Source organism: Salipiger marinus (assembly GCF_035481585.1).
Taxonomy (GTDB): Bacteria; Pseudomonadota; Alphaproteobacteria; order Rhodobacterales; family Rhodobacteraceae; genus Salipiger; species Salipiger marinus.
On the sequence record NZ_JAYKSL010000008.1, the window covers coordinates 126,181 to 150,002 of the forward strand.

20 protein-coding genes are annotated in these 23,822 nt (G+C 69.0%); 10 read left to right on the forward strand and 10 right to left on the reverse strand.

The window, feature by feature from the left end; translation table 11 throughout:
• Positions 1-113: 113 nt before the first annotated feature.
• From VK682_RS12665 to VK682_RS12680, 4 genes are all read left to right on the forward strand, one after another.
• Complete coding sequence (locus VK682_RS12665) at positions 114-1,022, forward strand: DUF1353 domain-containing protein (protein WP_324782025.1); 909 nt, start codon at positions 114-116, stop codon at positions 1,020-1,022.
• Positions 1,023-1,120: 98 nt separating this feature from the next.
• Positions 1,121-1,642: an acyloxyacyl hydrolase gene (locus VK682_RS12670; protein WP_089844575.1), complete on the forward strand. Its 522-nt coding sequence runs from the start codon at positions 1,121-1,123 to the stop codon at positions 1,640-1,642.
• A 174-nt stretch (positions 1,643-1,816) separates the two neighbouring features.
• On the forward strand, positions 1,817-4,000 hold the full coding sequence (locus tag VK682_RS12675) for a sensor histidine kinase (protein ID WP_324782026.1): 2,184 nt from the start codon (positions 1,817-1,819) through the stop codon (positions 3,998-4,000).
• A complete protein-coding gene (locus tag VK682_RS12680) occupies positions 3,997-4,635 on the forward strand; it encodes a response regulator (protein ID WP_230797181.1) in 639 nt (212 codons plus the stop codon). The genes VK682_RS12675 and VK682_RS12680 overlap by 4 nt, the downstream gene beginning before the upstream one ends.
• 35 nt (positions 4,636-4,670) lie before the next feature.
• On the opposite strand, the gene ileS is transcribed toward VK682_RS12680, so the two are convergent.
• On the reverse strand, positions 4,671-7,586 hold the full coding sequence (ileS, locus tag VK682_RS12685; RefSeq protein WP_324782027.1) for an isoleucine--tRNA ligase: 2,916 nt from the start codon (positions 7,584-7,586) through the stop codon (positions 4,671-4,673).
• Positions 7,587-8,021: 435 nt separating this feature from the next.
• Between ileS and VK682_RS12690 the strand changes: the two genes are divergently transcribed.
• The gene (locus VK682_RS12690) at positions 8,022-8,324 is read left to right on the forward strand and encodes a hypothetical protein (RefSeq protein ID WP_230797179.1); all 303 of its coding nucleotides are present in this window, start codon (positions 8,022-8,024) and stop codon (positions 8,322-8,324) included.
• A 131-nt stretch (positions 8,325-8,455) separates the two neighbouring features.
• Here VK682_RS12690 and VK682_RS12695 read toward each other — a convergent pair whose 3' ends face one another.
• The 3 genes from VK682_RS12695 to VK682_RS12705 are packed head-to-tail and all read right to left on the reverse strand — an operon-like array spanning position 8,456 to position 11,360.
• The gene (locus VK682_RS12695; protein WP_324782028.1) at positions 8,456-9,469 is read right to left on the reverse strand and encodes a YcjF family protein; all 1,014 of its coding nucleotides are present in this window, start codon (positions 9,467-9,469) and stop codon (positions 8,456-8,458) included.
• Positions 9,466-9,936: a GNAT family N-acetyltransferase gene (locus tag VK682_RS12700; protein ID WP_230797177.1), complete on the reverse strand. Its 471-nt coding sequence runs from the start codon at positions 9,934-9,936 to the stop codon at positions 9,466-9,468. The genes VK682_RS12695 and VK682_RS12700 overlap by 4 nt, the downstream gene beginning before the upstream one ends.
• Positions 9,933-11,360, reverse strand: coding sequence for a YcjX family GTP-binding protein (locus VK682_RS12705; RefSeq protein ID WP_230797176.1), 1,428 nt, complete (start codon positions 11,358-11,360; stop codon positions 9,933-9,935). Before VK682_RS12705 ends, VK682_RS12700 begins: the two co-directional genes overlap by 4 nt.
• Positions 11,361-11,592: 232 nt before the next feature.
• Here VK682_RS12705 and truA point away from each other — a divergent pair, with 232 nt between their 5' ends.
• The 4 genes from truA (at position 11,593) to gndA (ending at position 16,313) form a co-directional block, all read left to right on the forward strand.
• Positions 11,593-12,381 (forward strand): tRNA pseudouridine(38-40) synthase TruA, encoded by a 789-nt coding sequence (gene truA, locus VK682_RS12710; RefSeq protein ID WP_230797175.1) that lies wholly within the window; start codon positions 11,593-11,595, stop codon positions 12,379-12,381.
• Positions 12,382-12,568: 187 nt separating this feature from the next.
• A complete protein-coding gene (locus tag VK682_RS12715; protein WP_230797174.1) occupies positions 12,569-13,747 on the forward strand; it encodes an aspartate aminotransferase family protein in 1,179 nt (392 codons plus the stop codon).
• A 98-nt stretch (positions 13,748-13,845) separates the two neighbouring features.
• Entirely contained in the window at positions 13,846-14,772 is a 927-nt protein-coding gene (gene argF, locus VK682_RS12720) for an ornithine carbamoyltransferase (protein WP_230797173.1), read from the forward strand.
• Between the two features lie 140 nt (positions 14,773-14,912).
• The gene (gene gndA, locus VK682_RS12725) at positions 14,913-16,313 is read left to right on the forward strand and encodes an NADP-dependent phosphogluconate dehydrogenase (RefSeq protein ID WP_230797172.1); all 1,401 of its coding nucleotides are present in this window, start codon (positions 14,913-14,915) and stop codon (positions 16,311-16,313) included.
• Positions 16,314-16,316: 3 nt separating this feature from the next.
• Here the strand turns inward: gndA and VK682_RS12730 are convergent, their stop codons facing one another.
• The 6 genes from VK682_RS12730 to VK682_RS12755 all read right to left on the reverse strand — a co-directional run bounded on the left by VK682_RS12730 (position 16,317) and on the right by VK682_RS12755 (position 22,915).
• Positions 16,317-17,741 (reverse strand): FAD-binding oxidoreductase, encoded by a 1,425-nt coding sequence (locus tag VK682_RS12730; RefSeq protein ID WP_230797171.1) that lies wholly within the window; start codon positions 17,739-17,741, stop codon positions 16,317-16,319.
• 33 nt (positions 17,742-17,774) lie between these two features.
• Positions 17,775-18,725, reverse strand: a complete 951-nt coding sequence (locus VK682_RS12735) for a hypothetical protein (protein ID WP_230797170.1) — start codon at positions 18,723-18,725, stop codon at positions 17,775-17,777.
• 7 nt (positions 18,726-18,732) lie between these two features.
• Positions 18,733-20,040, reverse strand: a complete 1,308-nt coding sequence (locus VK682_RS12740; protein ID WP_230797169.1) for a TRAP transporter large permease — start codon at positions 20,038-20,040, stop codon at positions 18,733-18,735.
• Position 20,041: 1 nt separating this feature from the next.
• Entirely contained in the window at positions 20,042-20,572 is a 531-nt protein-coding gene (locus VK682_RS12745; protein ID WP_230797168.1) for a TRAP transporter small permease, read from the reverse strand.
• 86 nt (positions 20,573-20,658) lie between these two features.
• Entirely contained in the window at positions 20,659-21,630 is a 972-nt protein-coding gene (locus tag VK682_RS12750; RefSeq protein ID WP_089844547.1) for a TRAP transporter substrate-binding protein, read from the reverse strand.
• Positions 21,631-21,673: 43 nt separating this feature from the next.
• A complete protein-coding gene (locus VK682_RS12755; RefSeq protein WP_089844546.1) occupies positions 21,674-22,915 on the reverse strand; it encodes an NAD(P)/FAD-dependent oxidoreductase in 1,242 nt (413 codons plus the stop codon).
• A gap of 196 nt (positions 22,916-23,111) precedes the next feature.
• Between VK682_RS12755 and VK682_RS12760 the strand changes: the two genes are divergently transcribed.
• The gene (locus VK682_RS12760) at positions 23,112-23,801 is read left to right on the forward strand and encodes a fumarylacetoacetate hydrolase family protein (protein WP_230797167.1); all 690 of its coding nucleotides are present in this window, start codon (positions 23,112-23,114) and stop codon (positions 23,799-23,801) included.
• The last annotated feature ends 21 nt before the right edge of the window (positions 23,802-23,822 follow it).

A 23,822-nucleotide genomic window follows, 5' to 3' on the forward strand; every position in this document is an offset into this window, starting at 1 on the left:
ACGCGGCAGCGCACCTTGATCCCGGTCAAACCACACCTGCGCAGGCTTGAACTGGCGCGGGTGCATGGGCATAGTCTGGCGGCATAACGAGATCATTTTTTCAGGACGGCTCGATGACCAAGCGATTTCTGGCGTCCGCGCTCTGTGTTCCGCTGATCGCGGCCTGTGCGGCCCCGACCCAGCGCGATGTGGACCGCGTCAACGCGCTTTATGACATCAACTGCAGCGTCCGGCCCGCCGACTGCGTCTATGAGAACCCGCCGGTGGTGGTGCGCAACGAGCCGGTGGATCTGCCGCGCCGCCCCTACAGGTTCTTTCCGCTGGCGCGTCCGCTGAACTTTACCGATGCGCAGCAGCGCGACTGGGTGGCGCCTGCGGGCACGCTGACCGACGGGGCCTCGATCCCGCCGATCTTTGTCGCCATCGTCGGATCGCCCACCGCGCCGGAATATGTCAACGCGGGCGCCGTGCATGATGCCTATTGCGGTGTCGGCAACGAGGCGGGGCCGAATTACCACAGCGCCGAATGGCGCGACGTGCACCGCATGTTCTTTGATGCGCTGGTGGCGGGTGGCACGCCCCCCAGCCGCGCCAAGGTGATGTTCGCCGCCGTCTGGCTGGGCGGGCCGCGCTGGCGCGTCGTCTATGATCTGGAACCGGTGCCGGTGCCCGCGCGTCAGGCGGCGATGCGTCAGGCCAAGGACTATATCGAACGCGAGGATCCGCCCATGTCGGATCTCATTCCCTATCTGGAACGGCTGGAGCGCGGGCTGCTGCGCCGCTATGCCGCGCTGTTTCCGCATCTCGACAGCGGCGACGATCCCGAACCCGAGTCGTCGGACTATCCCTCGCCGCAGCCCGAACCGGAGCCGGAGCCTGAACCGGAGCCCGAGCCCGAAGGCCCCTCCACCACGGAGCCGGACGCGGGCGACCAGTCCAGCGCAGATGGCGGCGGCGGCTTTGTCTCGGTCGATCCCGATCCGATCACCTCCGAGCCCGTCTATAGCGGCGGCTATCGCTAGGCCGGGGGAGGCGGTATCTGGACTTCGCGGGCGTTCTGCGCCATGCAGAGGCAGGACAGAATGATGCCGGTCAGAACCGGTCGGGACAGGAGGCCAGGATGGCGGACGGAACCTTTGCAGTGCTCATGCTGATCGCCGGGCTGACCGATATGGGCATGAACCATTGCGGCACGGCGAATGGCTGCCTTGGCGCGGCGGAAACCTCGCCGCGGCTGGCCTTTTCGGTGGGCAGCGTGGTGGAGCGCCGGGCGGACGAAGCGGCAGAGCTTTATATGCGCTATGATTTTGGCCGCACCTTCGGCCCGTTCGGGCAGGCCATCGGCGTGTCGGTCGGCGAAGAGGGCGAAGGCTGGATCGGCTACGGCGCCACCTATGACCTGCCGCTGGGCAACAGCCCGGTCTATGCGCAGTTTCACCTGATGCCCGGCCTTTACGCCGAAAACGGCGGTTTCGATCTGGGCGGACCGGTGGCGTTCCGCTCCGGTCTGGAAGTCGGCTACGAGAACAACCGTGGCTGGCGGTTTGGTCTCAGCTATGACCACCGGTCCAATGCCGGGATCTATGACGAGAACCCCGGCATCGAGACGGTGCAGTTCCGGGTCAGCATTCCCACACGCTAAGCCTGCGGCTCCGGACCTCCGGAGCCTGCCGCAGCTTGCTTCGGCCTGACCGGGCCGCGCGCTTCCCTGTGTCTTGTGTGCAAGAATGCAGGGAAAGCGTCGTAACGCGGTAAAAATGCTGGATTTGTTGCAGGGATGCGTTTTAATCGGGCGGATTTTAAGTAGTCCGGCCCCATGTTTGCACTTGTTCGCGCGCCTCTGGCAGTTTTGCTGATCGCTCTGACGCTGGCCTTCGGGTCAGCCGCACTTGTGGTCATGGCCCTGCTGGACCAGCCTTGGCTGGGGATCGACATCCGGCAGGGCGGACGGATCGTCACCGCCGTGGAAGGCCCCGCCGCAGCCCTGCCGCCCGGCAGCATGCTGCTGTCCCTGCGCAGCCCCGAAGGCGGGGCAGCGCTGGTTCTGGACGATTTCGACACGGTCGAAGAACCCGACACGCTGCCCGACCGCGCCACCATGGACCGCGTGTTTTCCCATGCCCAGACGGCGCGGGATCTGGCCATGGGTCCGCTGCTGCTGGACTACCTGCAGCCGGGTGCGACGCAGCCCCAGCGGCTGCGCCTTGATCCCGCGCCGCGCCGCCCGCTGGGGGATCTGCCGCTGACGCTGTGGACGCAGCTGGGCGTGGGGCTGGTCGCCATGCTGTTCGGCGGGCTGATCCTTGGGCTGAAACGCCGTGAACCTGCGGCACGGCTGGTGGCGCTGTCGGGGCTGGGCATGATGGTGTCGGCCCATGCGGCGGCGCTTTATTCCAGCCGCGAACTGGCCCTGCCCGAGACGGTGTTCACCGCCGCCTCGCGGCTCAACGGCTATGGCGCGCTGCTGTTCGGGGCGGCGGCGGTCTGGCTGTTCCTGATCTATCCGCGCCGTCTGGGTCCGCGCGGTCTGGGGCCGCTGCTGGCGGCGCTGATCCTGAGCTGGGGCGTGTTGGTGGCGCTGGGGCTGATCCGCGACCCGCTGCTGATGGCGCCGCTGCCCATCGCGCTGACCATCCTGCTGCTGACCGGCATCATCGTGCTGCAATACCGCGCAAGCTGGCGCGATCCGCTCGCCCGGGCCGCGCTGCGCTGGTTCTCGCTGGGCTTTGCGGTCAGTTCCGGGGCCTTTCTGCTGGCCTTCTGCCTGCCGGTGCTGCTGCGCCAGCCGCTGCCCATGCCGCAGGCGCATGCCTTCCTGTTCTTTCTGCTGATCTATCTGGGCATGGGCTTTTCGGTGCTGCGCTACCGCCTGTTCGAGGTGCAGGACTGGTCCGTCCGCATCCTTTACTACGTGCTGGCGGCGGTGCTGCTGCTGGCGGTGGACGCGCTGCTGATCTACGCGCTGGCGGTGGAACGGGTGGCGGCGCTGAGCCTGTCGTTCTTCGTGGTGACGCTGACCTATCTGCCGCTGCGCGAATGGCTGATGACCCGCGTGTTCGGGCCGCCGCGGCCCGATCCCTCGGGGCTGTTCGCGCGGGTGACCGAACTTGCGCTCAGCGATCCCGGCCCGGTGCGCACCGCCCGGATGCAGGGGCTGATGCGCTGGATGTTCGATCCCATGCGGGTGGAGCCGCTGGCCGAGATGCCGACCGAGCCGCGCATCGATGGCGACGGCACCGCGCTGTGTCTGCCCGCGTTGCCGGGCGTGGCGCCGCTGCGGCTGGTCTGGGCGCGGCAGGGGCGGGCGCTGTTTTCGCCGCGCGATCTGGAGACGCTGCGCAGCGTGCTGGGCATGGCCGCGCAGTCCATCGAACGGCGCGATGCGTTTGAACGCGGCATCGCGCAGGAACGCGCCCGCATCACCCGCGACATGCATGACAATATCGGCGTGCAGCTGATGGGGGCGCTGCATGCGCCGGAAACCGCGCGCAAGGATGCCCTGATCCGCCGCACCCTGTCGGAACTGCGCGAGATCGTCACCGATCCCTTCATGGCCGACGCGCCGCTGGAGGCGCTGCTGGGCGACCTGCGGGCCGAGCTTTCCGGGATCGTGGCGGCGCGCGGCCTGCGCTTTGACTGGTGCTGCGACGAGGCGGTTTATGACGCGCTGGCCTCGAAACGGGTGGCGCATGCGCTGCGCGCCCTGCTGCGCGAGACGGTGAACAACGCGCTGCGCCACGCCCGGGCCGGGGCGGTGGTGGTGGATCTGCGGCTGCGCGACGGCGCGCTCTGGGTGCGCGTGGCGGATGACGGCATCGGCGCGCTGCCCGAGGACGAGGGCGCGGGCAACGGGCTGTCGGGTCTGCGCGCCCGGCTGGAGGCGGCGGGGGGAGAGTTCCGGTTTGGCCCCGGCCCGCAGGGGCGCGGCACGGTGCTGGAAGCGGGGCTGCCCTTGCGCACCGCCGGCTCCGGCCCCGGACAGAAGGAAGAGGCGGCATGAAACAGGCGCTGATCGTCGAGGATATGGCCGAAACCCGGCTCTGGCTGGGGGATATCCTGCAGGCGGCGCGGCCCGACATGGGACAGGTCGCGGTGGCCAGCGTGGCGGCGGCGCGGCATCATCTGCGCAGCCAAGGCTGCCCCGATCTGGCGCTGGTGGATCTGGGCCTGCCCGATGGCACCGGGATGGACGTGATCCGGCTGATCAAGGCCAGCCGCGCCGATGCGGTCTGCATCGCGGCCACCGTGCTCAGCGATGATGCCAGCGTGGTGGCGGCGCTGGCGGCGGGGGCGGATGGCTATCTGCTGAAAGACCAGCCCGCCGAGTCGCTGGTGCAGCAGCTGCGCCAGATCGACATGGGGCTGGCGGCGCTGTCGCCCGCCATCGCGCGGCGCATCATCGACCATTTCCGGCTGACCGGGCCGATGGATCCGGGCGGCGAGGCGCTGACCCCGCGCGAATCGGACGTGCTGCGCCGCATCGGGCGCGGTCTGCGCAATGCCGAGGTGGCGACGGATCTGGGCATCGCGGAATCCACCGTCGCGGGCTATATCAAGTCGGTCTATCGCAAGCTGGGGATTTCCAGCCGGGCCGAAGCGGCGTGGCATGCCACGCGCATGGGCCTGAACGGCTGAGCCGCGCCCCCGGGCGGACCGGGGGCGCGATGGGATCAGTCAAGCGCCGCGTCGCAGCGCGCGCAGGTGGCCGGGTGGCTGTGCTGGCCGACATCGGGCAGGATTTTCCAGCAGCGCTGGCATTTCTCGCCCTCGGCCTTTTCGAATACCGCGCCGACGCCGGGCACCTCTGCCATGCGGAACGCCTCGGCGGGGGCGGGATCGGCGGAAAGCTCGATGCCGGAGGTGATGCAGAGATCGTCAAAACTGACGGTCTTCAGCGCCGCCAGCATCGCCGGATCCTCGACATGCACCACGGGCGCCGCCTCCAGCGAGGCGCCGATCACCTTGTCGGTGCGCTGGATTTCCAGCGCTGCGGTGACGACGCGGCGCGCCTGCCGGACCTTCAGCCATTTCTCGGCCAGCGCCGCGTCGCGCCATGCGGCGGGCGTTTCCGGGAAATCCTGCAGGTGGACAGAGCTGTCTTCGCCGGGGAAGCGGTCCAGCCAGACATCCTCCATGGTGAAGACCAGCACCGGTGCCAGCCACGTGGTCAGCCGGTGGAACAGCAGATCCATGACCGTGCGCGCGGCGCGGCGGCGCGGCGTGTCGCCGTCGCAATACAGCGCGTCCTTGCGGATGTCGAAATAGAAGGCCGACAGATCCACCGTGCAGAAGGTGAAGATCGCCTGAAACACCTGCTGGAAATCGAAGGCGCGGTAGCCCTCGCGCACCTGCTGGTCCAGATCGGCAAGGCGATGCAGCACCCAGCGCTCCAGTTCCGGCATCTCTGCCGCCTCGACCCGGTCGCTTTCGCTGAAATGCCCCAGCGCCCCCAGCATGAAGCGCAGCGTGTTGCGCAGGCGGCGGTAGCTGTCGGCGGTGCCCTTGAGGATCTCCGGCCCGATGCGCTGGTCGGTGGAATAATCCGCCTGCGCCACCCAGAGCCGCAGGATGTCGGCGCCGTACTGCTTCACCACATCCTCTGGCGCCACGGTATTGCCGAGCGATTTGGACATCTTGTTGCCCTTCTCGTCCAGCGTGAAGCCATGGGTGACCACATTGCGGTAGGGCGCGCGGCCCATGGTGCCGCAGGCCTGCAGCAGCGAGGAATGGAACCAGCCGCGATGCTGGTCGGTGCCTTCCATATAGACATCGGCGATGCCGTCCGGCGTGCCATCCGCGCGGTCGCGCAGCACGAAGGCATGGGTGGAGCCGGAATCGAACCACACATCCAGCACGTCGAACACCTGCACCCAGGCTTCGGGATCGTGATCGGAGCCAAGGAAGCGTTCCTTGGCGCCGGGCAGATACCAGCAGTCGGCGCCTTCGGCCTCGAACGCCTCGGCGATGCGGGCATTGACCGCCGGATCGCGCAGCAGGAAATCCGGATCGGTGGGCAGCGCGCCTTTCCTGGTGAAGCAGGTCAGCGGCACGCCCCATGCCCGCTGGCGCGACAGCACCCAGTCGGGCCGGGATTCGATCATCGCATAAAGCCGGTTGCGCCCCGATTGCGGGGTGAATTTCACAAGGCTGTCGATGGAGGTCAGCGCGCGGTCGCGGATGGTCGTGCCATGCGCATCCTGCCCGTCGCCCACGGGGCGGTCGATGGCGGCGAACCATTGCGGCGTGTTGCGGAAGATCACCGGCGCCTTGGACCGCCACGAATGCGGGTAGCTGTGGGTGATGCGCCCGCGCGCGATCAGGCCCTTCGCCTCTACCAGCTTTTCGATGACGGCGGTGTTGGCCTTGCCTTCCTTGCCCTTCTGGTCGAGCACGCGCAGCCCGGCAAACAGCGGCACATGCGGCAGGAATTCCGATTCCTCGCCGACGTTATGCGTCATGCGGTCGGCCCAACCGCGCTTGACGAAAGCCTCGTAATCGTCGGCGCCATGGCTGGGGGCGGTGTGCACGAAGCCGGTGCCCGCATCATCGGTCACATGATCGCCGTCGATCATCGGCACGTCATAATCCCAGAAGCCGTTCGCGCCCTCGATCCCGCGGAAGGGATGGGCCAGCATCAGCTCGGCCAGATCCTCGGGGGCGACATCGGCCAGCCGCTGATACATCGACGGGTCCAGCCGCGCCTTGCCCAGCGTGTCGGCGGCCAGCGCATCGGCTAGGATGTAGCGGTCGCCAATGCGGCACCAGCATTCCTCGGGGCGGCCAGTGACCTGATAGACGCCGTAGGAAATCTTCGGCCCGTAAGCCACCGCCTTGTTGGAGGGGATGGTCCATGGCGTGGTGGTCCAGATCACCACCTTGTAATCCTTGAACGGCCCGTCAGAAACCACGCGGAACGGCACCCAGATCGTGTGCGACTTGTGGTCGTGATATTCGATCTCGGCCTCGGCCAGCGCGGTCTTTTCCACCGGCGACCACATCACGGGCTTGGAGCCCTGATACAGCGTGCCGGTCATCAGGAATTTCATGAATTCCTCGGCGATGACGCGCTCGGCGTGGAAATCCATGGTCAGATAGGGATCGGCCCAGTTGCCGGTGATGCCAAGCCGCTTGAACTCGTCGCGCTGGATGTCGATCCAGCCCTCGGCAAAGCGGCGGCATTCCTGCCGGAAATCCACGACATTGACGGCGTCCTTGTCCAGACCCTTGGCGCGGTACTGTTCCTCGATCTTCCATTCGATGGGCAGGCCGTGGCAATCCCAGCCGGGCACATAGCGCGCCTCGTGGCCCATCATCTGATGCGAGCGCACGATCATGTCCTTGATGGTCTTGTTCAGCGCGTGACCGATATGCAGATGGCCGTTGGCATAGGGCGGGCCGTCATGCAGCGTGAAGACCGGGCGGCCTTCGCCCTTGGCGCGCAGGCGGTCATAGATGCCGATGCGGTCCCATTGCGCCAGCCAGCCCGGTTCGCGCTGGGGCAGGCCCGCGCGCATCGGGAAATCGGTCTGGGGAAGGTTCAGCGTGTCCTTGTAGTCAGGCGTCTGGTCAGGCGTGTCGGCGCACATGATCTGTGGTCCCGGTTCGGAGGTCGTGGAAGGTCGGAAAGTGCGGCGCGGCGGGGCACGCGCCTTGGCCCGGCGGCTCTGGTTTCAGAGCGCCGGGCATGTAATTCGGATGAGGATCACGAAACGGCCCATCATGCGCGGCCTTATAGGGGCGGGGCCGCCGATGGTCCAGTGTCTTGCGGGATCGGCGAAATCCCCCCGGCGGCGCGGGCCGGATCGGCGGCGCGGCGCCGGTTCCCTCCATGCCGCGTTGCGGCGCGGCGGCTTGGCGCGCAGGCCGCAGGGCCAAACGGGCAAGGCTTCGCCAAGGCAGGCCCGCGGCGCAGAACCCGTGCAACCGAAGCGCTGTGCCATGGTTGGATGGTCATGGTGGCGCAGATGCCTTGATGCTGCGCCGGACACCTGAACCCCACCCCCCGGACAAGGAGGTCCGACATGGCTTATCAGAACACCGACCCGAACTCGACCAACCCCTATGGCTCCGACCTGCGCGCCGATCCGCAGATGCGCGCCGCAGCTGGAGGACGCTCGCGCGGCTCCATCGCGGGCATTCTGGTGGTCGTGCTGCTGATCCTCGGCCTGATCGTGGGCATCGGCGTGCTGGGCGGCGGCGATGACGCCACCACCCCCGCACCCGCCACCACCACGGGCACCGCGCCCGAGGCTGCTCCTGCGGCCCCGATGACCGAAGGCAATGCTGCCCCGGCACCGGCGGCCCCCGCCGCACCGGCTGACTAAGGCCGGAGCCTGCTGCGTCCCGCCCTGACCGGCTTCCCTGCCACCCCTCACGAACGGGGGCGGGGCGCAGACCTCCCGTGATGCTCCTCCGCCGGCGTCGGCACGCGATGCGTGACCGGCGCCGGTTGCTGTCAGCCCCGCGACACCAGCCCGGTCAGCGCCGAACGGATGATCTCGCGCACCGAAGGCCGGGGCGCGCGGGTGAAGGGCAGGGGACGGCAGACCTCGATCGCCGCGACACCCACGCGCGCGGCCAGCGCGCCGTTCACCAGCCCCTCGCCGAAGCGGCGCGAGAGCTTGGCAAGGATGCCGCCGCCCAGCACCGGCTCCAGCATGTCATCGCCCACGGCCACGGCGCCGGTTGCCACCAGATGCGACAGCACGGCGCGGGTCAGGCGCCACGATCCCAGCGTGCCGGAGCGTCCGCCATAGATCTCCGCGATGCGGCGGATCATGCGCAGGTTGGAGGATAGCGCCGCGACGACATCGGCCAGCGCCAGCGGCACCAGCGCTGTGACCGTGGCCACCTGCCGGGCCGCCGCCTCCACCTCGCGGCGTGCGGCGGCGTCGAGCGGCGCCAGCAGGTCGGTTTCCGCCAGCCCGATCAGGCCGGAGGCGTCGAAGATTTCGTCGCCGCGTTCCTTCAGCCGCAGGCGGCCCCAGCGCGTGTCGTCACGCCCGGCATAAAGCGTGTCCAGATCGCGGATGACCCGGCGCGCGGCGGCCAGATCCTCGCCCGCCACGGCGGCATCGGCGGCGCGGTGCAGCGCATCGACTCGCGCCAGCCGCGACAGCGCCGCCACTTCCTTGATCACGATCATGAGCGCCACCAGCACGAACAGCCCCATCAGCGCGCTGACCGCCCAGCCAAGCGCGGGCACCGAAGCCACCAGATCGGTGACGAACCGCCATGCCGCAATCGACACCAGCGTCGAGACGAGGATCCCCGCCAGCGACCAGAACCAGCGTGCCAGCCGCGACGGACGGCGCGTGGCCAAGGCTGCGGCGGTGGTCATCGCCTGCCCGGTGGGGCCGGGCAGGTCGGGTTCGGGCACGGGGGGCGCTTCGGACGGATCGGCCTGCGGGCCGGTGTCGTCCAGTTCGATCAGCACCGGGCCACGGCGGGGGGAGGGTTCGTCGGTCATATGGGGAACTCGCTGGATGCGGAGGCGGGCGCCTCCCAGAGGTAATGCAGGTCAGGCAGGCCTTCGTCATTGGCCGACCCGTCGCCGCGCGCGGTCAGCCGGAACCCCAGCGCCTCGTAGAACCGACGGGCCTGCAGATTGGCCTCGAAGGTCCAGAGTTCCAGCCGGGCCACCAACTGCTGCGCGCTGGCGACAAGCCCGCGCCCGATGCCGCGCCCCTGCGCTGCGGGGGCGATGAACAGCGCATGTACATAGCTGCCGTCGCGCGCCAGAAAGCCAAGGAGATGCCCCGAGGCCGGATCCTCCGCCACGGTCACCCAGCCATGGTCGATCATCTGTCCGGCCATGGCGATGGTTTCGGCGCCGCTGTGCAGGCGCGGCTTCCACGGCTGGTGCGCGGCCTCGGCCATCAGGCGGCCAAGGCCGCCTGCATCCAGCGTGCGGGCGGGGCGCAGATGCGGGGTCACAGCCGGTCCCCGATGAGGAACTGCGCGGCGCGGTCCAGACGGATATGCGGCGGGCCCTCGCCGGGTTTCAGCGTCAGCGCGGCGGGGGCGAAGCGCATGATCTGGTAATCCTCGTCCAGCCAGCGCGGGGCGCCTTCGCGGGCGGGGGCCAGCAGATGCGCCGGATCCTGCGGCAGCGCGCCGGGATGGAAGGCCGCCTGCCGTCCGCGCGTGCCGTCGGGATTCAGCAGCGTGCCGCGCACGCAGTCCAGATCCTGCCCCTGATGCGCCACGGTCTGTTCCACCGTCGCGCGCAGCGCCGCCAGCGACATGGAGGAGGTTTCGGCCCCGGCAAAGCGGGCGCGGTCGCGCGCCTCGCGGGTCAGCGCCTCCATGATGGCGGTCAGGCGCGGATGCTGGCTGTGATGCAGATGGTCGGCCTTGGTCGCGGCAAAGAGGATCTTTTCCACCCGGCGCCCGCGCAGCAATTGCGTCAGGAAGGCATTGCCGCCGGGGCGGAAGGCGCCAAGGATCCCCGCCATGGTGCGCCGCAGATCCTCCAGCGCCGCAGGCCCGGCATGGATCGCCCCCAGCGCGTCCACCAGCACGATCTGCCGGTCGATGCGCGAAAAATGATCGCGAAAAAACGGCTTCACGATCTGCGCCTTGTAGGCCTCGTAGCGCCGCTCCATCTCGCGCCAGAGGCTGCGGCGCGGCGGGGTGTCGGGCTTTGGCAGCGGCGCGAAGGTCAGGGCGGGGCTGCCCGCCTTTTCGCCCGGCAGCAGGAAGCGGCCCGGCGTGCAGTCGGAAAACCCCGCCTCGCGCGCGGTGTTGAGCGCGGTGGTGAAGCTGTCGGCCAGCGCGCGGGCGCGGGGTTCGGTGAAGTCGGCGCTGGCATCCTCGGCAGCCGCCATGGCGAGATAGGCCTCCGCTCCGGGGCGCTGCGGCAGGCGGGCAAGCGTGGCCGCCGTCCAGTCCTCGAAGGAGGTGTCGAGCAGCGCCAGATCCAGCAGCCATTCGCCGGGGTAATCGACGATGTCGAGATGCAGCGTGCGCGGCCCCTGCAGCCCGGCCAGCAGCCCGGTGGGCCGCACCTTCAGCGACAGCCGCAGTTCCGACACGGCGCGGGTGCTGTCGGGCCAGTGCGGCTCGCGCGCGGTGAGGGCGGAGAGATGGGTTTCATAGTCGAAGCGCGGGATGGTGTCATCGGGCTGCGGCTGCAGATAGGCGGCAAGGATGCGGCTTTCCGCCTCTGCCGCCAGCTGCGGCATGCGTCCGCGATCCAGAAGATTGGCCACCAGCGAGGTGATGAACACCGTCTTGCCCGCCCGCGAGAGCCCGGTAACCCCCAGCCGCAGCGTGGGTTCAAAAAAGGTTTCCGACAGCGTGTCGGTGACGTTTCCGACCCCGCGGGCCAGCCTGTCGGCAAGGGTTCCGATGACCAATGGTCTGCCTTTCGTGCTGCTCTGTGGATCTAGATAGCGGCGGGGGGGCGGTGTTGCCAGTGGCGCGGCAGGCGGCGGGGTCTTGGCGGAACTTTGAAGGGGGGCAGGAGGGGGCTCTGCCCCCGTCTGCGCAGGGCGCAGACTCCCCCGGGATATTTGGGGCCGCTGGAAGCTCTAGGGGCGGCGCGGCGCGGGGGATTGCGGGCCGCGCGGGCGCGCGCTATGGGGCGGCATGCCCAGATATGCGCTTTTGGTGGAATATGATGGCGGCCCCTTTGCGGGCTGGCAGCGGCAGGCCGACCAGCCGTCGGTGCAGGGCGCCATCGAGGCGGCGCTGGCCCGGCTGGAGAAGCGCGCCCATACCATCGCGGCGGCGGGGCGCACCGATGCCGGGGTGCATGCGCGCGGACAAGTGGCCCAGTGCGACATGGCGCGCGACTGGGAGCCGTTCCGCCTGATGGAGGCGCTGAATTATCATCTGAAGCCCGCGCCGGTGGCGATCCGCGACTGCGCCCGGGTGCCCGAGGACTGGCACGCGCGGTTTTCGGCGCTGGAGCGGCGCTATCTGTTCCGGGTGCTGGTGCGGCGCGCGCCGCTGACGCTGGAGGCGGGGCAGGTCTGGCAGGTGCGGCATCCGCTTGACGCGGCGGCGATGCGGCAGGGCGCGGCGCATCTGCTGGGGCGGCACGATTTCACCACTTTCCGCTCGAGCCTCTGTCAGGCGGCCTCGCCGGTCAAGACGCTGGACGAATGCCGCATCGAGGAGGTGGCGACCGGCGCCGGGCGCGAGATCCGGTTCCATCTGCGCGCGCGCAGCTTCCTGCACAATCAGGTGCGCTCCATCGTCGGCACGCTGGAGCGGGTGGGGGCCGGGGCATGGCCGCCCGCACGGGTGCAGCAGGCGCTGGAGGCCCGCGACCGCGCCGCCTGCGGTCCGGTCTGCCCGCCGGACGGGCTCTATCTGACGGGGGTGGGCTATCCCGAGCCGCCCTTTGCGGCGCCCGCCGAGGAGAGCGCTTGATCTTTCCCGAAATCCGGGCAATCTGCGGCCTCATGACGCAAGCGATCCGAATCCGACGAGCCTGAGCTCCCGTCTGCGCGCCTTTTCTGGCGCGGCGGCCCCGTTTGTCCGTCCGATCCCCCCTCAAAAACTTGACTTGGCCCCGGGCCCTTGGCACCAATCGGGCCTCATTGCAGAGGATAGTCCCATGATCCCCGCCGTTCTGCCGACCTATGCGCGCGCGCCGCTTCATTTCGTGAAGGGCGAAGGCTCTTGGCTGCTGGAGGAGGATGGCCGCCGCTTCCTCGATCTGGGCTCGGGCATCGCGGTCACCGCGCTGGGTCATGCCCATCCCGCGCTGGTGGCGGCGCTGACCGAACAGGCGAACAAGCTCTGGCATGTGTCCAACCTCTACGAGATTCCGCAGCAGCAGGCGCTGGCCGAGAAGCTGGTCGCGGCGAGCTTCGCCGACACGGTGTTCTTCACCAATTCCGGCACCGAAAGCTGCGAGCTGGCGGTGAAGATGGCGCGGAAATACTGGTACGAGAAGGGCCAGCCCGAAAAGACCGACATCCTGACCTTCTCCGGCTCCTTCCATGGCCGGTCCTCGGCGGCCATCGCCGCCTCGGGCGCGGAGAAGATGGTGAAGGGTTTCGCGCCGCTGCTGCCGGGCTTCGTGCACCTGCCTTTCGGCGACATGGCCGCACTGGAAGCGGCGATCACCGACACCACCGGCGCCGTGCTGGTGGAGCCGATCCAGGGCGAGGGCGGCATCCGCGCGCTGAGCGATGCGCAGCTGCAGCAGCTGCGGGCGCTCTGCGACGAGCGTCACCTGCTGCTGATCCTCGACGAGGTGCAGTGCGGCATGGGCCGCACGGGGCGGCTCTTTGCCCATGAATGGGCGGGCATCACCCCCGACATCATGATGGTGGCCAAGGGCATCGGCGGCGGCTTCCCGCTGGGCGCGGTGCTGGCCACCGAGGAGGCCGCCTCGGGCATGGTGCTGGGCACCCATGGCTCCACCTATGGCGGCAACCCGCTGGGTTGCGCCGTGGGCTGCGCCATGCTCGACGCGCTGACCGCCGAGGGCTTCCTGCCCGACATGAACCGCCGCGCCGCCCTGCTGCGCCAGAAGCTCGAAGGGCTGGTGGCCGAACATCCCGCCATCTTCGAGGAGGTGCGGGGGCAGGGCTTCCTGCTCGGGCTCAAGGTCCGCGTCGCGCCCGGCGATTTTGTCAAGGCGGGCTATGAGGCGCTGCTGATCACCGTGCCCGCCGCCGACAATGTGGTGCGGCTGCTGCCGCCGCTGACGCTGTCGGAGGAGGAGATTGCCGAGGCGCTGGCGCGGCTCGAGGCCACCGCCACCGCGCTGGAGGCGGCCGCCTGAGCGCTTCTTCTGACCTCAAATATCCCGGGGGAGTCCGCGGCACGCGGACGGGGGCAGCGCCCCCTCTCCCCCGGCCCTGCAAGCAAAGCTGATCTGCGATGAACCACTTCCTCGACATCCACAAGACCGACGCCTCGGACCTGCGCGCCATCATCGATCAGGCCCGCGCCATGAAGGACCGCCGCGGCGGCCTGCCGCGCGGCACCCCCGATGCGGACCAGCCGCTGGCCGGGCGGATGGTCGCGCTGATCTTCGAGAAGCCCTCGACCCGGACCCGGGTGTCCTTTGACATGGGGGTGCGGCAGATGGGCGGGCAGACCATGGTGCTGTCGGGCAACGACATGCAGCTGGGCCATGGCGAGACCATCGCCGACACGGCGCGGGTGCTGTCGCGCTATGTCGACCTGATCATGATCCGCACCTTCGACGAATCCGTGCTGACCGAGATGGCCGAATTTGCCAGCGTGCCGGTCATCAACGGGCTGACCGACCGCAGCCATCCCTGCCAGATCATGGCCGACATCCTGACCTATGAGGAGCATCGCGGCCCGATCCGCGGCAAGAAGGTGGTCTGGTGCGGCGATGGCAACAATGTCTGCGCCTCGTTCCTGCATGCGGCGGGGCGGTTCGGGTTTGACCTGACCTTCACCGGGCCGGTGCAGCTTGACCCCGAGATGGAATTTGTCGGGCTGGCCCGCAACGAGGGCGCCACCGTCACCATCGAGCGCGACCCGTTCAAGGCGGTCGAAGGTGCTGATCTGATCGTGACCGACACATGGGTGTCGATGCATGACGCGCAGAGCTCGCGCGAGCGGCGCCACAACATGCTGCGCCCCTATCAGGTCAACCGCGCGCTGATGGAGGCCGCCAAGCCCGACGCGCTGTTCATGCACTGCCTGCCCGCGCATCGCGAGGAGGAGGTGACCTCGGAGATCATGGACGGCCCGGCCTCGGTGGTGTTCGACGAGGCGGAAAACCGGCTGCATGCGCAGAAAGCGGTCATGCGCTGGTGTCTGGGCGTCTGAGACGCAGGGAGGGGGCGCTGCCCCCTCTTGGCCTGCGGCCAATTCACCCCCGGAGTTTAGGGGCAAGATGAAGCTGCGACCGGGTCTTGCGCCTGCCGGTGATAGCGCTAGCCTGCCGCCGTCAGACACAGGAGGCGGGCATGGCGGCAGCGCGGATCGGCGTTTACGGGTTGGGCACCATGGGGGCGGCGCTGGCGCTCAACATGGCGGAAAAGGGCGTGGCGGTGGCGGTGGCGAATCGCAGCCCGGGCCCGCTCGAGGCCTTTGTGGCGCGGGCCGAGCCCTTTGCGGCGCGCATCACCGCCTGCGGCTCGCTGGCCGAGCTGATCGCGGCGCTGCCCGCGCCGCGGCTGCTGCTGGCGATGATCCCCTCCACCGCGCCGATGGACGAGTTTCTGGACGAGGTGATGCCGCTGCTGGAGCGTGGCGACACGGTGATCGACGCGGGCAATGCCGATTTCCATGCGACGCGGGCGCGCGCGGCGCGGCTGGAGGCGGCGGGGCTGCAGTTTGTCGGGCTGGGCGTGTCGGGCGGCGAGGAGGGCGCGCGGCATGGTCCTTCGATGATGTTCGGCGGCTCGGAGGCAAGCTGGCAGGCGCTGGAGCCGATCCTGTCGCGGATCGCCGCCCCCTATGAGGGCGCGCCCTGCGTCGACCGCATGGGTCCGGACGGGGCGGGGCATTTCGTCAAGACCGTGCATAACGGCATCGAATATGCCGACATGCAGATGATCGCCGAAGTTTATGACCTGCTGCGGCATGGCGCGGGGCAGAGCCCGGCGGAGATTGCCGCGCAGTTCGGGCGCTGGTCCAAGGGGCCGCTGGAAAGCTACCTGTTCGAGATCACCGCCACCGTGCTGGCGGCGGAGGACAGCCATGGCGGGGGGCCGGTGGTGGATGCCATCCTTGACCGCGCCGGGCAGAAGGGCACCGGGCGCTGGACGGTGATCGAGGCGGTGCGGCTGGGTCAGTCCGCCACGCTGATCGAAGGCGCCGTGGCCGCGCGGGCATGGTCGGCGGAGGGCGATCTGCGTGCCGCCGCCGGGGCGGCCTTTGGCGCGGAGCGCGGCGCGCTGACGCTTGACATGGAGGCGCTGGAGGCGGCGCTGCTGGCGGCGCGGGTGCTGGAATATGCGCAGGGGTTCCGCATCCTTGCCGCGGCTTCGGCAGAATATGGCTGGGATCTGGATGCCGCGCGCATCGCCGAGATCTGGCGCGCGGGCTGCATCATCCGGGCGCGGCTGCTGGATGACATCGCGGGCGCCTTCCGCGACGGCGCGCCCGAAGGCCAGCTGCTGCTGGCGCCGCGCTTTGCCCCGGTGCTGGCGGCGGGCATCCCCGCGCTGCGCGCGCTGGTGGCGCAGGCGGTGGCGGCGGGCTATCCGCTGCCGGTGCTGGGGGCGGCGCTGGCCTTCTGGGACACGCTGCGCCAGCCGCGCGGCACGGCGGCGCTGATTCAGGCGCAGCGCGATTTCTTCGGGCGCCACGGCTTTGACCGGGTCGACGGGCAGGACGCGCGGCACGGGCCGTGGTGGGACTGAGCCTCAGCCCGGGGGCAGGCGCAGCACCGCGCCGGGATTCATGATCCCTGCGGGATCGAGCGCCGCCTTGATGGCGCGCATGGCGGCCAGCTTGGCCGGGTCGCCATAACGTTCCAGATCCGCCACCTTCAGCCGTCCGATGCCGTGTTCGGCGCTGACCGACCCGCCCATCTGATGCACCAGATCGTGGATCGTGCGCTTGATCTCCTCGCGCAGCGCCTGATGGTCGGCCTTGGTGCCGCCCTTGGGCGGGAAGACGTTGTAATGCAGGTTGCCATCGCCCAGATGGCCGAAACAGTTGACCCGGAACGGCCCCAGCGCCGCGATCCGCGCCAGTCCTTCGGGGATGAAGGCGGGCAGCGCCTCCAGCGGCAGCGACACGTCATGGCTGGAAATGGCGCCGATGCGGCGGTTGGCCTCGGGGATATGTTCGCGGAGCGTCCAGAACTCGGCGGCCTGCTGCGTGCTCTGCGCCACCACCCCGTCGCTGACCAGACCCGCCGCCAGCCCCGAGGCGAACAGCTCCTCCAGCGCGGTCTGCGGATCCATGCCGCGCGGCAGGCCCAGTTCCACCAGCACGCACCATTCGGGCCCCGTGGCGAAGGGCTGGCGCAGGTCGGGCAGGGCTTCGCGCAGGAAATCGAAGCCCATGCGCCCGATCAGTTCGAAAGCGCTGACCATCTCGCCCAGATGGTCGCGTGCCAGCGCCAGAAGGTCGAGCGCCGCAGCGGGGCTGTGCACCACCAGCAGCGCCGTGCCGGTGGCGGCGGGGCGGGGCGCCAGTTTCAGCGCGGCGGCGGTGATCACCCCCAGCGTGCCTTCGGCGCCGATCAGCAGGTTGCGCAGGTCATAGCCGGTATTGTCCTTGCGCAGCCGTTTCAGCCCGTGCCAGATCTGGCCGTCGGGCAGCACCGCCTCCAGCCCCAGCACCTGATCGCGGGCATTGCCGTAGCGCAGCACGTTGACCCCGCCGGCATTGGTGGAGAGCAGCCCGCCGATCCGCGCCGTGCCTTCGGAGGCAAGCGACAGCGCAAAGAGCCTGTCCGCGCCCCGCGCCGCCTCCTGCACATCGGCCAGCACCGCGCCCGCCTCGGCCACCATCACGTTTTCCCGCGGGTGCACGGCGCGGATCGCGGTCATGCGGTCCAGCGACAGCAGCAGCGGCGGCGGGCCGTCGGGGGCAACCTGTCCGCCCACCAGCCCGGTGCCGCCGCCCCATGGCACGAGGCCGACCCGGGCCTCGGCGCAGGCGGTGACGAGTGCCGATACCTCCTGCACCGTGCGCGGCAGGGCGACCCAGCGCGAGGTGCCGCGCCAGCGGCCTCGCGGCTCCTCCAGATGGCGGGGCTCGGCAGGGCGCAGCGTATCCTCGGGCAGACGCGGGCGCAGCGCGGCGGCGAAGGCGTCATCGGCGGGGGTCAGGGGCATGGCGGGTCTTCCTCCATCGGATCCGCTCCCGTTTTAGCGCACCGGGCGCGGGATGGAAGCACGGGCGTCAAAGCGGCGGTAAAGCCGGGGCAGCAGCAGCGGTGTCAGATACATGGGGATCTGGTAGCAGCCGATGAAGAGCAGCAGCTTGGCCGTCACCTCGGGCGGGAGCGCCACCAGAAACAGCGCGATGTTGCGGTTGCCCGCGATCAGGGCGGTGGCGTGCAGCCCGTCGCGCGCGCCGCGCCGCGCCAGCAGGTCGCCCACCAAGAGCTGCGGGCCCAGATTGGCGGCAAAGGCCAGCGCCAGCCATGCCAGCAGCGCCAGCGGATCGTCGCGCAGCGCCGGGGCGATGGCCGACATCAGGCCCAGCACCAGCACCGTCATCACCAGCGCAGAGGCGCCGTCCAGCGCCTGCACCTGCCGCAGCGCTGGTTCGGGCAGCAGCGCGCGCAGGCCGAAAGCCAGCGCCGTGGCCCCTGCGATGGTGGCCAGAAGCCGCAGCACCGCCGCCCGCAGCAGGGCGGGATCGCCCAGATCCGGCATCAGCGCCAGCACCGGCAGCGCGGTCAGCGGCAGCAGCGCCGTGCCAAGGATCAGCAGCCGCAGCGCCGGGGCGGGATCGCCCCCCACCAGCAGCGCCAGATTGGGGCTGCCCGCCAAGGGCGCCGCCGCGCAGAGCAGCACCAAAGCCAGCGCCACCGGGCTGTCGGCCACGCCAAGCGCGATACAAAGGCCCAGCACCGCCAGCGGCGCCGCCAGCTGGAACACCAGCACCACCGCCAGCGTCCGGGGCAGCGTGGCCAGCGCCCCCAGCGCCGCCTTGGGCCCGATGCGCAGGGCCGCCACGAACAGCATCAGCGCCACCAGTTCGGGCAGCCACGGCCTGACCGCGCGGGTCAGATCGGGCAGGGCGATGCCCAGCACCAGCCCCGCCACCAGCAGCCAGCGGGCGTGGCGGGCGCAGAGCCGCAGCAGCGCCATGCCCGGCTCAGACCCGCTGCCGGATGTTCTCGGGCAGCCAGGTGGCCAGATCCGGGAACAGGATCAGCACGAAGACCATCAGCACCATGATCAGGAACATCGGGATGGCGGCGCGCGCGATGAAGGTCATCTCGTGCCCGGTCATGCCCTGCAGCACAAACAGGTTGAAGCCGATGGGCGGGGTGATCTGCGCCATTTCCACCACCACCACGATGAAGATGCCGAACCAGATCAGGTCGATGCCCGCCTCGCGGATCATCGGCTCCACCACCGCCATGGTCAGCACCACCGAGGAGATGCCGTCCAGAAAGCAGCCAAGGATGATGTAGAACACCAGAAGCGCCATCAGCAGCTGGAAGCGCGACAGATCCCAGCTGGCGATCAGGTCCGCGAGCCCGCGCGGAATGCCGGTAAAGCCCATGGACAGCGACAGGAAGGCCGCGCCCGCAAGGATCAGCGCGATCATGGCCGAGGTGCGCACCGCCCCCATCAGGCTGTCGAAAAAGGTGGCCAGCGTCAGCGACCGCTGCGCCAGCGCCAGCAGCATGGATCCGACCACGCCAAAGGCCGCAGCCTCGGTCGCGGTGGCGATGCCCAGATACATCGACCCGATCACCACGAGGATCAGCAGGATCACCGGGATCAGGAAACGCGAATTCTTGATCTTGGCCAGCAGCGTCATATGCGGCTCCGGCACCGGATCGAAATCGCGGGACAGCTTGGCGGTGATCGCCACATAGGCCATGAACATCAGCGCCAGCACCAGACCGGGCAGCACCCCCGCCATAAAAAGCTTGGTGATGCTTTCGTTGATGGTGACCCCGTAGACGATCAGCGTCAGCGAGGGGGGGATCATCAGCCCCAGCGTCGCCGCCCCCGCCAGCGTGCCGATCACCAGATGTTCGGGATAGTTGCGGCGGCGCAGTTCGGGGATGGACATCTTGCCCACCGTGGTCAGCGTGGCGGCAGAGGATCCCGACACCGCCGCGAACACCGTGCAGCCGACGATATTTGTATGCACGAGCCCACCCGGCAGCCGCGCCATCCACGGGCTGAGGCCGCGGAACATGTCTTCGGACAGGCGGGTGCGGTACAGGATCTCTCCCATCCAGATGAACAGCGGCAGGGCTGTCAGCGTCCAGCTGGACGAGGACGACCAGACCTTGGTGATCATCGCGTCCCCGGCGGGGCGCGAGGTGAACAGCTCCATCCCCACATAGGCGACGCCCATCAGGGCAAGCCCCACCCACACGCCGGATCCCAGCAGCAGGAACAGCACCGCCAGAAAGATGGCGATCGGGATCAGTTGGTCCATGTCATTCTCCCTGCGCCTGATCCATCAGGTCGGTGGTGATGCCGTGCCGTCCGGTGGCGATCAGCCGGATCAGGTGATCCCAGAAGGCGATGGCGAGCAGGATCACCCCCGCCGCCATGCTGAGCTGCGGAATCCAGATCGGTGTCGCGTCCAGCCCCTGGCTCAGTTCGTTCCAGCGCCGCGACACCAGCATGCCGCGCACCGCATACCATGCGAACCATGTGGCGGTGACGGTGCCGATGCCGAAACACCAGACCTCTCCCCACCAGCGGAACCGCCCCAGCGCTGACAGAAGGATCGACACGCGGATATGCGCGCCATGGTTCAGCGCATAGGCAAAGGCAAAGAACGAGGCGCCCGCCATGCAGTATCCGGCGTAATCGGTGGCGCCGGGAAAGACATGGCCGGTCCAGCGCGCCACCATCTGCGCCACGATCAGCAGCAGGATCGCGATGAGGAATCCCCCCGCGATCACGCCGCCTGCAAGGTAAAGGGCATCAAGAAAGCGCCGAAGCGCCCGTGCCGTCGCCATGGGCTGTTCCTTTTCCGCAAGAGGAGGGGCGGCAGAGGGGCGCGGGGGGAATGACCCCCGCGCCGCCCTGCCGGTGTTCGGGCGGGTTACTCGCCGCGATAGGCGTCGATGATCGCCTGACCGTCGGGCCCAGCCTTGGCGAGCCAGTCCTGCGTCATCACTTCGCCCATCTCGCGCAGTTCCGCCATCATGGCGTCGCTGGCGCGTTCCACGGTCATGCCGTTGTCCTTCAGCGCGTCCACCGTGGTCTGCGTATAGTCCATGGAGGTCTGCAGCCCCTCTTCGGCGGCCTTGCCGGCGCAGTCGGTGAGGGCGGTGCGGGTTTCGTCCGAGAGGCCCTCCCATGCGTCCTTGTTCACGAAGACCGCGTTGCGCGGCAGCCATGCGTCGACTTCGTAGAAGTTGGACAGATGCTCCCAAACCTTGCGGTCAAAGCCGGTGGCGCCGGAGGAGATGAAGCTTTCCGCCACGCCGGTGGCCAGCGCCTGGCTCAGTTCGGCGGCCTCCACCTGCACCGGCAGCGCGCCGGTCATCTCCGCCATCTTGGCGGTGGCGGTGGAGTAGGAGCGGAATTTCACGCCCTTCAGTTCCGAGATCGACGTGATGGGCTTGTTCATGTAAAGCCCCTGCGGCGGCCACGGCACCGAATAGAGATAGTGCAGATTGTCCTCTGCCAGCGCCTCGGTCACATAGGGTTCGGCCACATCCCACAGCTTTTCGTGCTCCTCGAAGGAGGAGACGAGGAAGGGGATGGAATCCACGCCGTAAAGCGGGTTTTCGTTTTCATGCGCCGACATCAGCCGTTCGCCGATATTGGCCTGACCGGTCATCACCGCACGCTTGATCTCGGCCCCGCCGAACAGCGAGCCGGAGGGATGGGTGACAATCTCCAGATCGCCGCCGGTGGCCTCGGTCACGCAGGTCGCGAAATTGGCGGCGACTTCGGAATGGAAATTGGTCGCGGCATAGGCCAGCGGCATGTCCCATGTTTCCGCCGACGCGGCGCCCGCAGCCCCGGCCAGCGCCGTGGCGGCAAGAAGGGTGGTCATCGTCTTCATGGTCAGTCTCCCCGTGGTTTGTTTGTATGCGAAGGTTTATGTCTTATTGAAACCGCGTCGGCGCATAGGGTGCAAGGTCGATGTTGGGCCGCGCGCCGCTGACAAGCTGCGCCAGCAGCCGTCCGGTCTTGGGACCGCCTGTCAGACCGACATGATCGTGACCGAATCCGGCAAAGACGCCGCGCAGCTTTGGCGCCTCGCCGATCACCGGCAGCGAATCAGAGATCGACGGCCGGTGCCCCATCCATTCCACCTTGTGCTTCCATGTCAGCCCGGGCAGGGCGGCGCGGATGTTGCGTTCCAGCAGGGCGAAGGGCGCGCGCGAGGCGGGGGCCACCAGCCCGCCGAATTCCACGATCCCCGCCAGCCGCAGCCGCCCCTCCATCGGCGTTGCCACGAACTTGCCGCTGGCGATCATCATCGGCGCGCGCGGCATCACCGAGGGCTCCCAGAGTTCCAGATGGTAGCCGCGTTCGCTTTCCAGCGGCACGTCCAGCCCCAGCTTTGCCGCCAGCGGTTTCGACCAGACGCCGGTCGCCAGCACCGCCGCGTCGCAGGGCAGGGTTTCACCGCCAAGGCGCAGCCCGGTCAGCCGGTCGCCCTGCCGGATAAAATCGGTGACCTCGCCGATGCGCAGTTCTGCCCCCTGACGCTGGGCATGGGCGGCAAGGTCTTTGACATACTGGCCGGGATCGGTGATGCGGCCATGGTTCGGCATCCGCACGCCAAGGCCAAGGCTCGGCGCCAGCGCCGGGTCATAGGCGGCAAAGGCCGCACCCTCCATCACCTCGAACTCGAAGCCCAGATCGCGGCGGATGCCCCAGCCGAAGGCATCGGCCTCATAGGCGGCGCGGTTGGCATAGACGAAGGTGTAATCGCCGGGCACGAGCCATTTTTCCGCCCCCGTGCCCGCCGACAGCGCCTGATGGTCGGCAAGGCTGTCGCCGATGATATGGGTCACCGCCTCTGCCCGGCGGCGGGCGGCATCGGCATTGGCATGGGACATGTAGCGCCAGAGCCACGGCGCCAGCCGGGGCAGGTAGCCCCAGCGCAGGAACAGCGGCTGGTTGGGATCAAGCAGCATGCGCGGCGCGCGCCCCCAGAGCCCGGGCCCGGTGACCGGCACCACGGAGCCCGAGGCCAGCACGCCGCCATTGCCGTGGCTCGTGCCCTCGCCGGGGCCCTTGCGGTCGATCAGCACCACGCGATGCCCGTCGCGCAGCAGCCACAGCGCCGTGGCCACGCCCACGATCCCCGCCCCGATCACCGCCACCGTCTTTGCCATCCGTCCGTTCCTCTGCCGCATCTGCTGCCGAACGCTTGCACAGACCGCGGGTGATGACAACGCCGTGACATGTCCGTGAGTGCAGGCCGGTCCCGCAGGCTGCCGGGGGTGGCGCCGCCCGCGCCAAGCCGTCATGGTGCGGCAGCCCGCGCTGCGTCGCGTGGCGGATGATCCGCGCTGAAAGGAGCCTTTGCCGATGTCCTTCGTCTTTTCCCCTGCCGACACCTCCTCGCTGCCCGTGGCGGGATCCACGGACCGCTTTCCGGTGCGCCGCATCTTCTGCGTGGGGCGCAACTATGCCGCCCATGCCGCCGAGATGGGCGGGGATGCCGACCGCGAGCCGCCGTTCTTCTTCATGAAGCCCGCCGATGTTCTGGTCGAGGACGGGGCAGAGATTCCCTATCCGCCGCAGACTTCCAACCTGCATCACGAGGCGGAACTGGTCGTGGCGCTGGGGCAGGGCGGGCGCGACATCGCCGAGGCTGACGCGCTTACCCATGTCTGGGGCTATGCCGTGGGCAATGACCTGACCCGCCGCGACCTGCAGGCCGAGGCCAAGAAGATGGGCCGCCCGTGGGACATGGCCAAGGGGTTCGACCTGTCGGCGCCCATCGGGCCGGTACATCCCGCGTCGCAGGTGGGGCATCTGGCCAAGGGGGCGATCCTGTGCCGGGTGAACGGCGCGCTGCGCCAGCAGGGCGATCTGGCCGACATGATCTGGTCGGTGCCGGAAATCGTGTCCTTCCTGTCGCGCAGCGTCGTGCTGCGGGCGGGCGACCTGATCATGACCGGCACCCCCGCAGGCGTGGGCATGCTGACCCCCGCCGACACCTGCGAGGTGGAGATCGAGGGGCTGGGCACGCTCACCACCCGCATCGCGGGCTAGGCCGGGGCCGGGGGGGGGAGC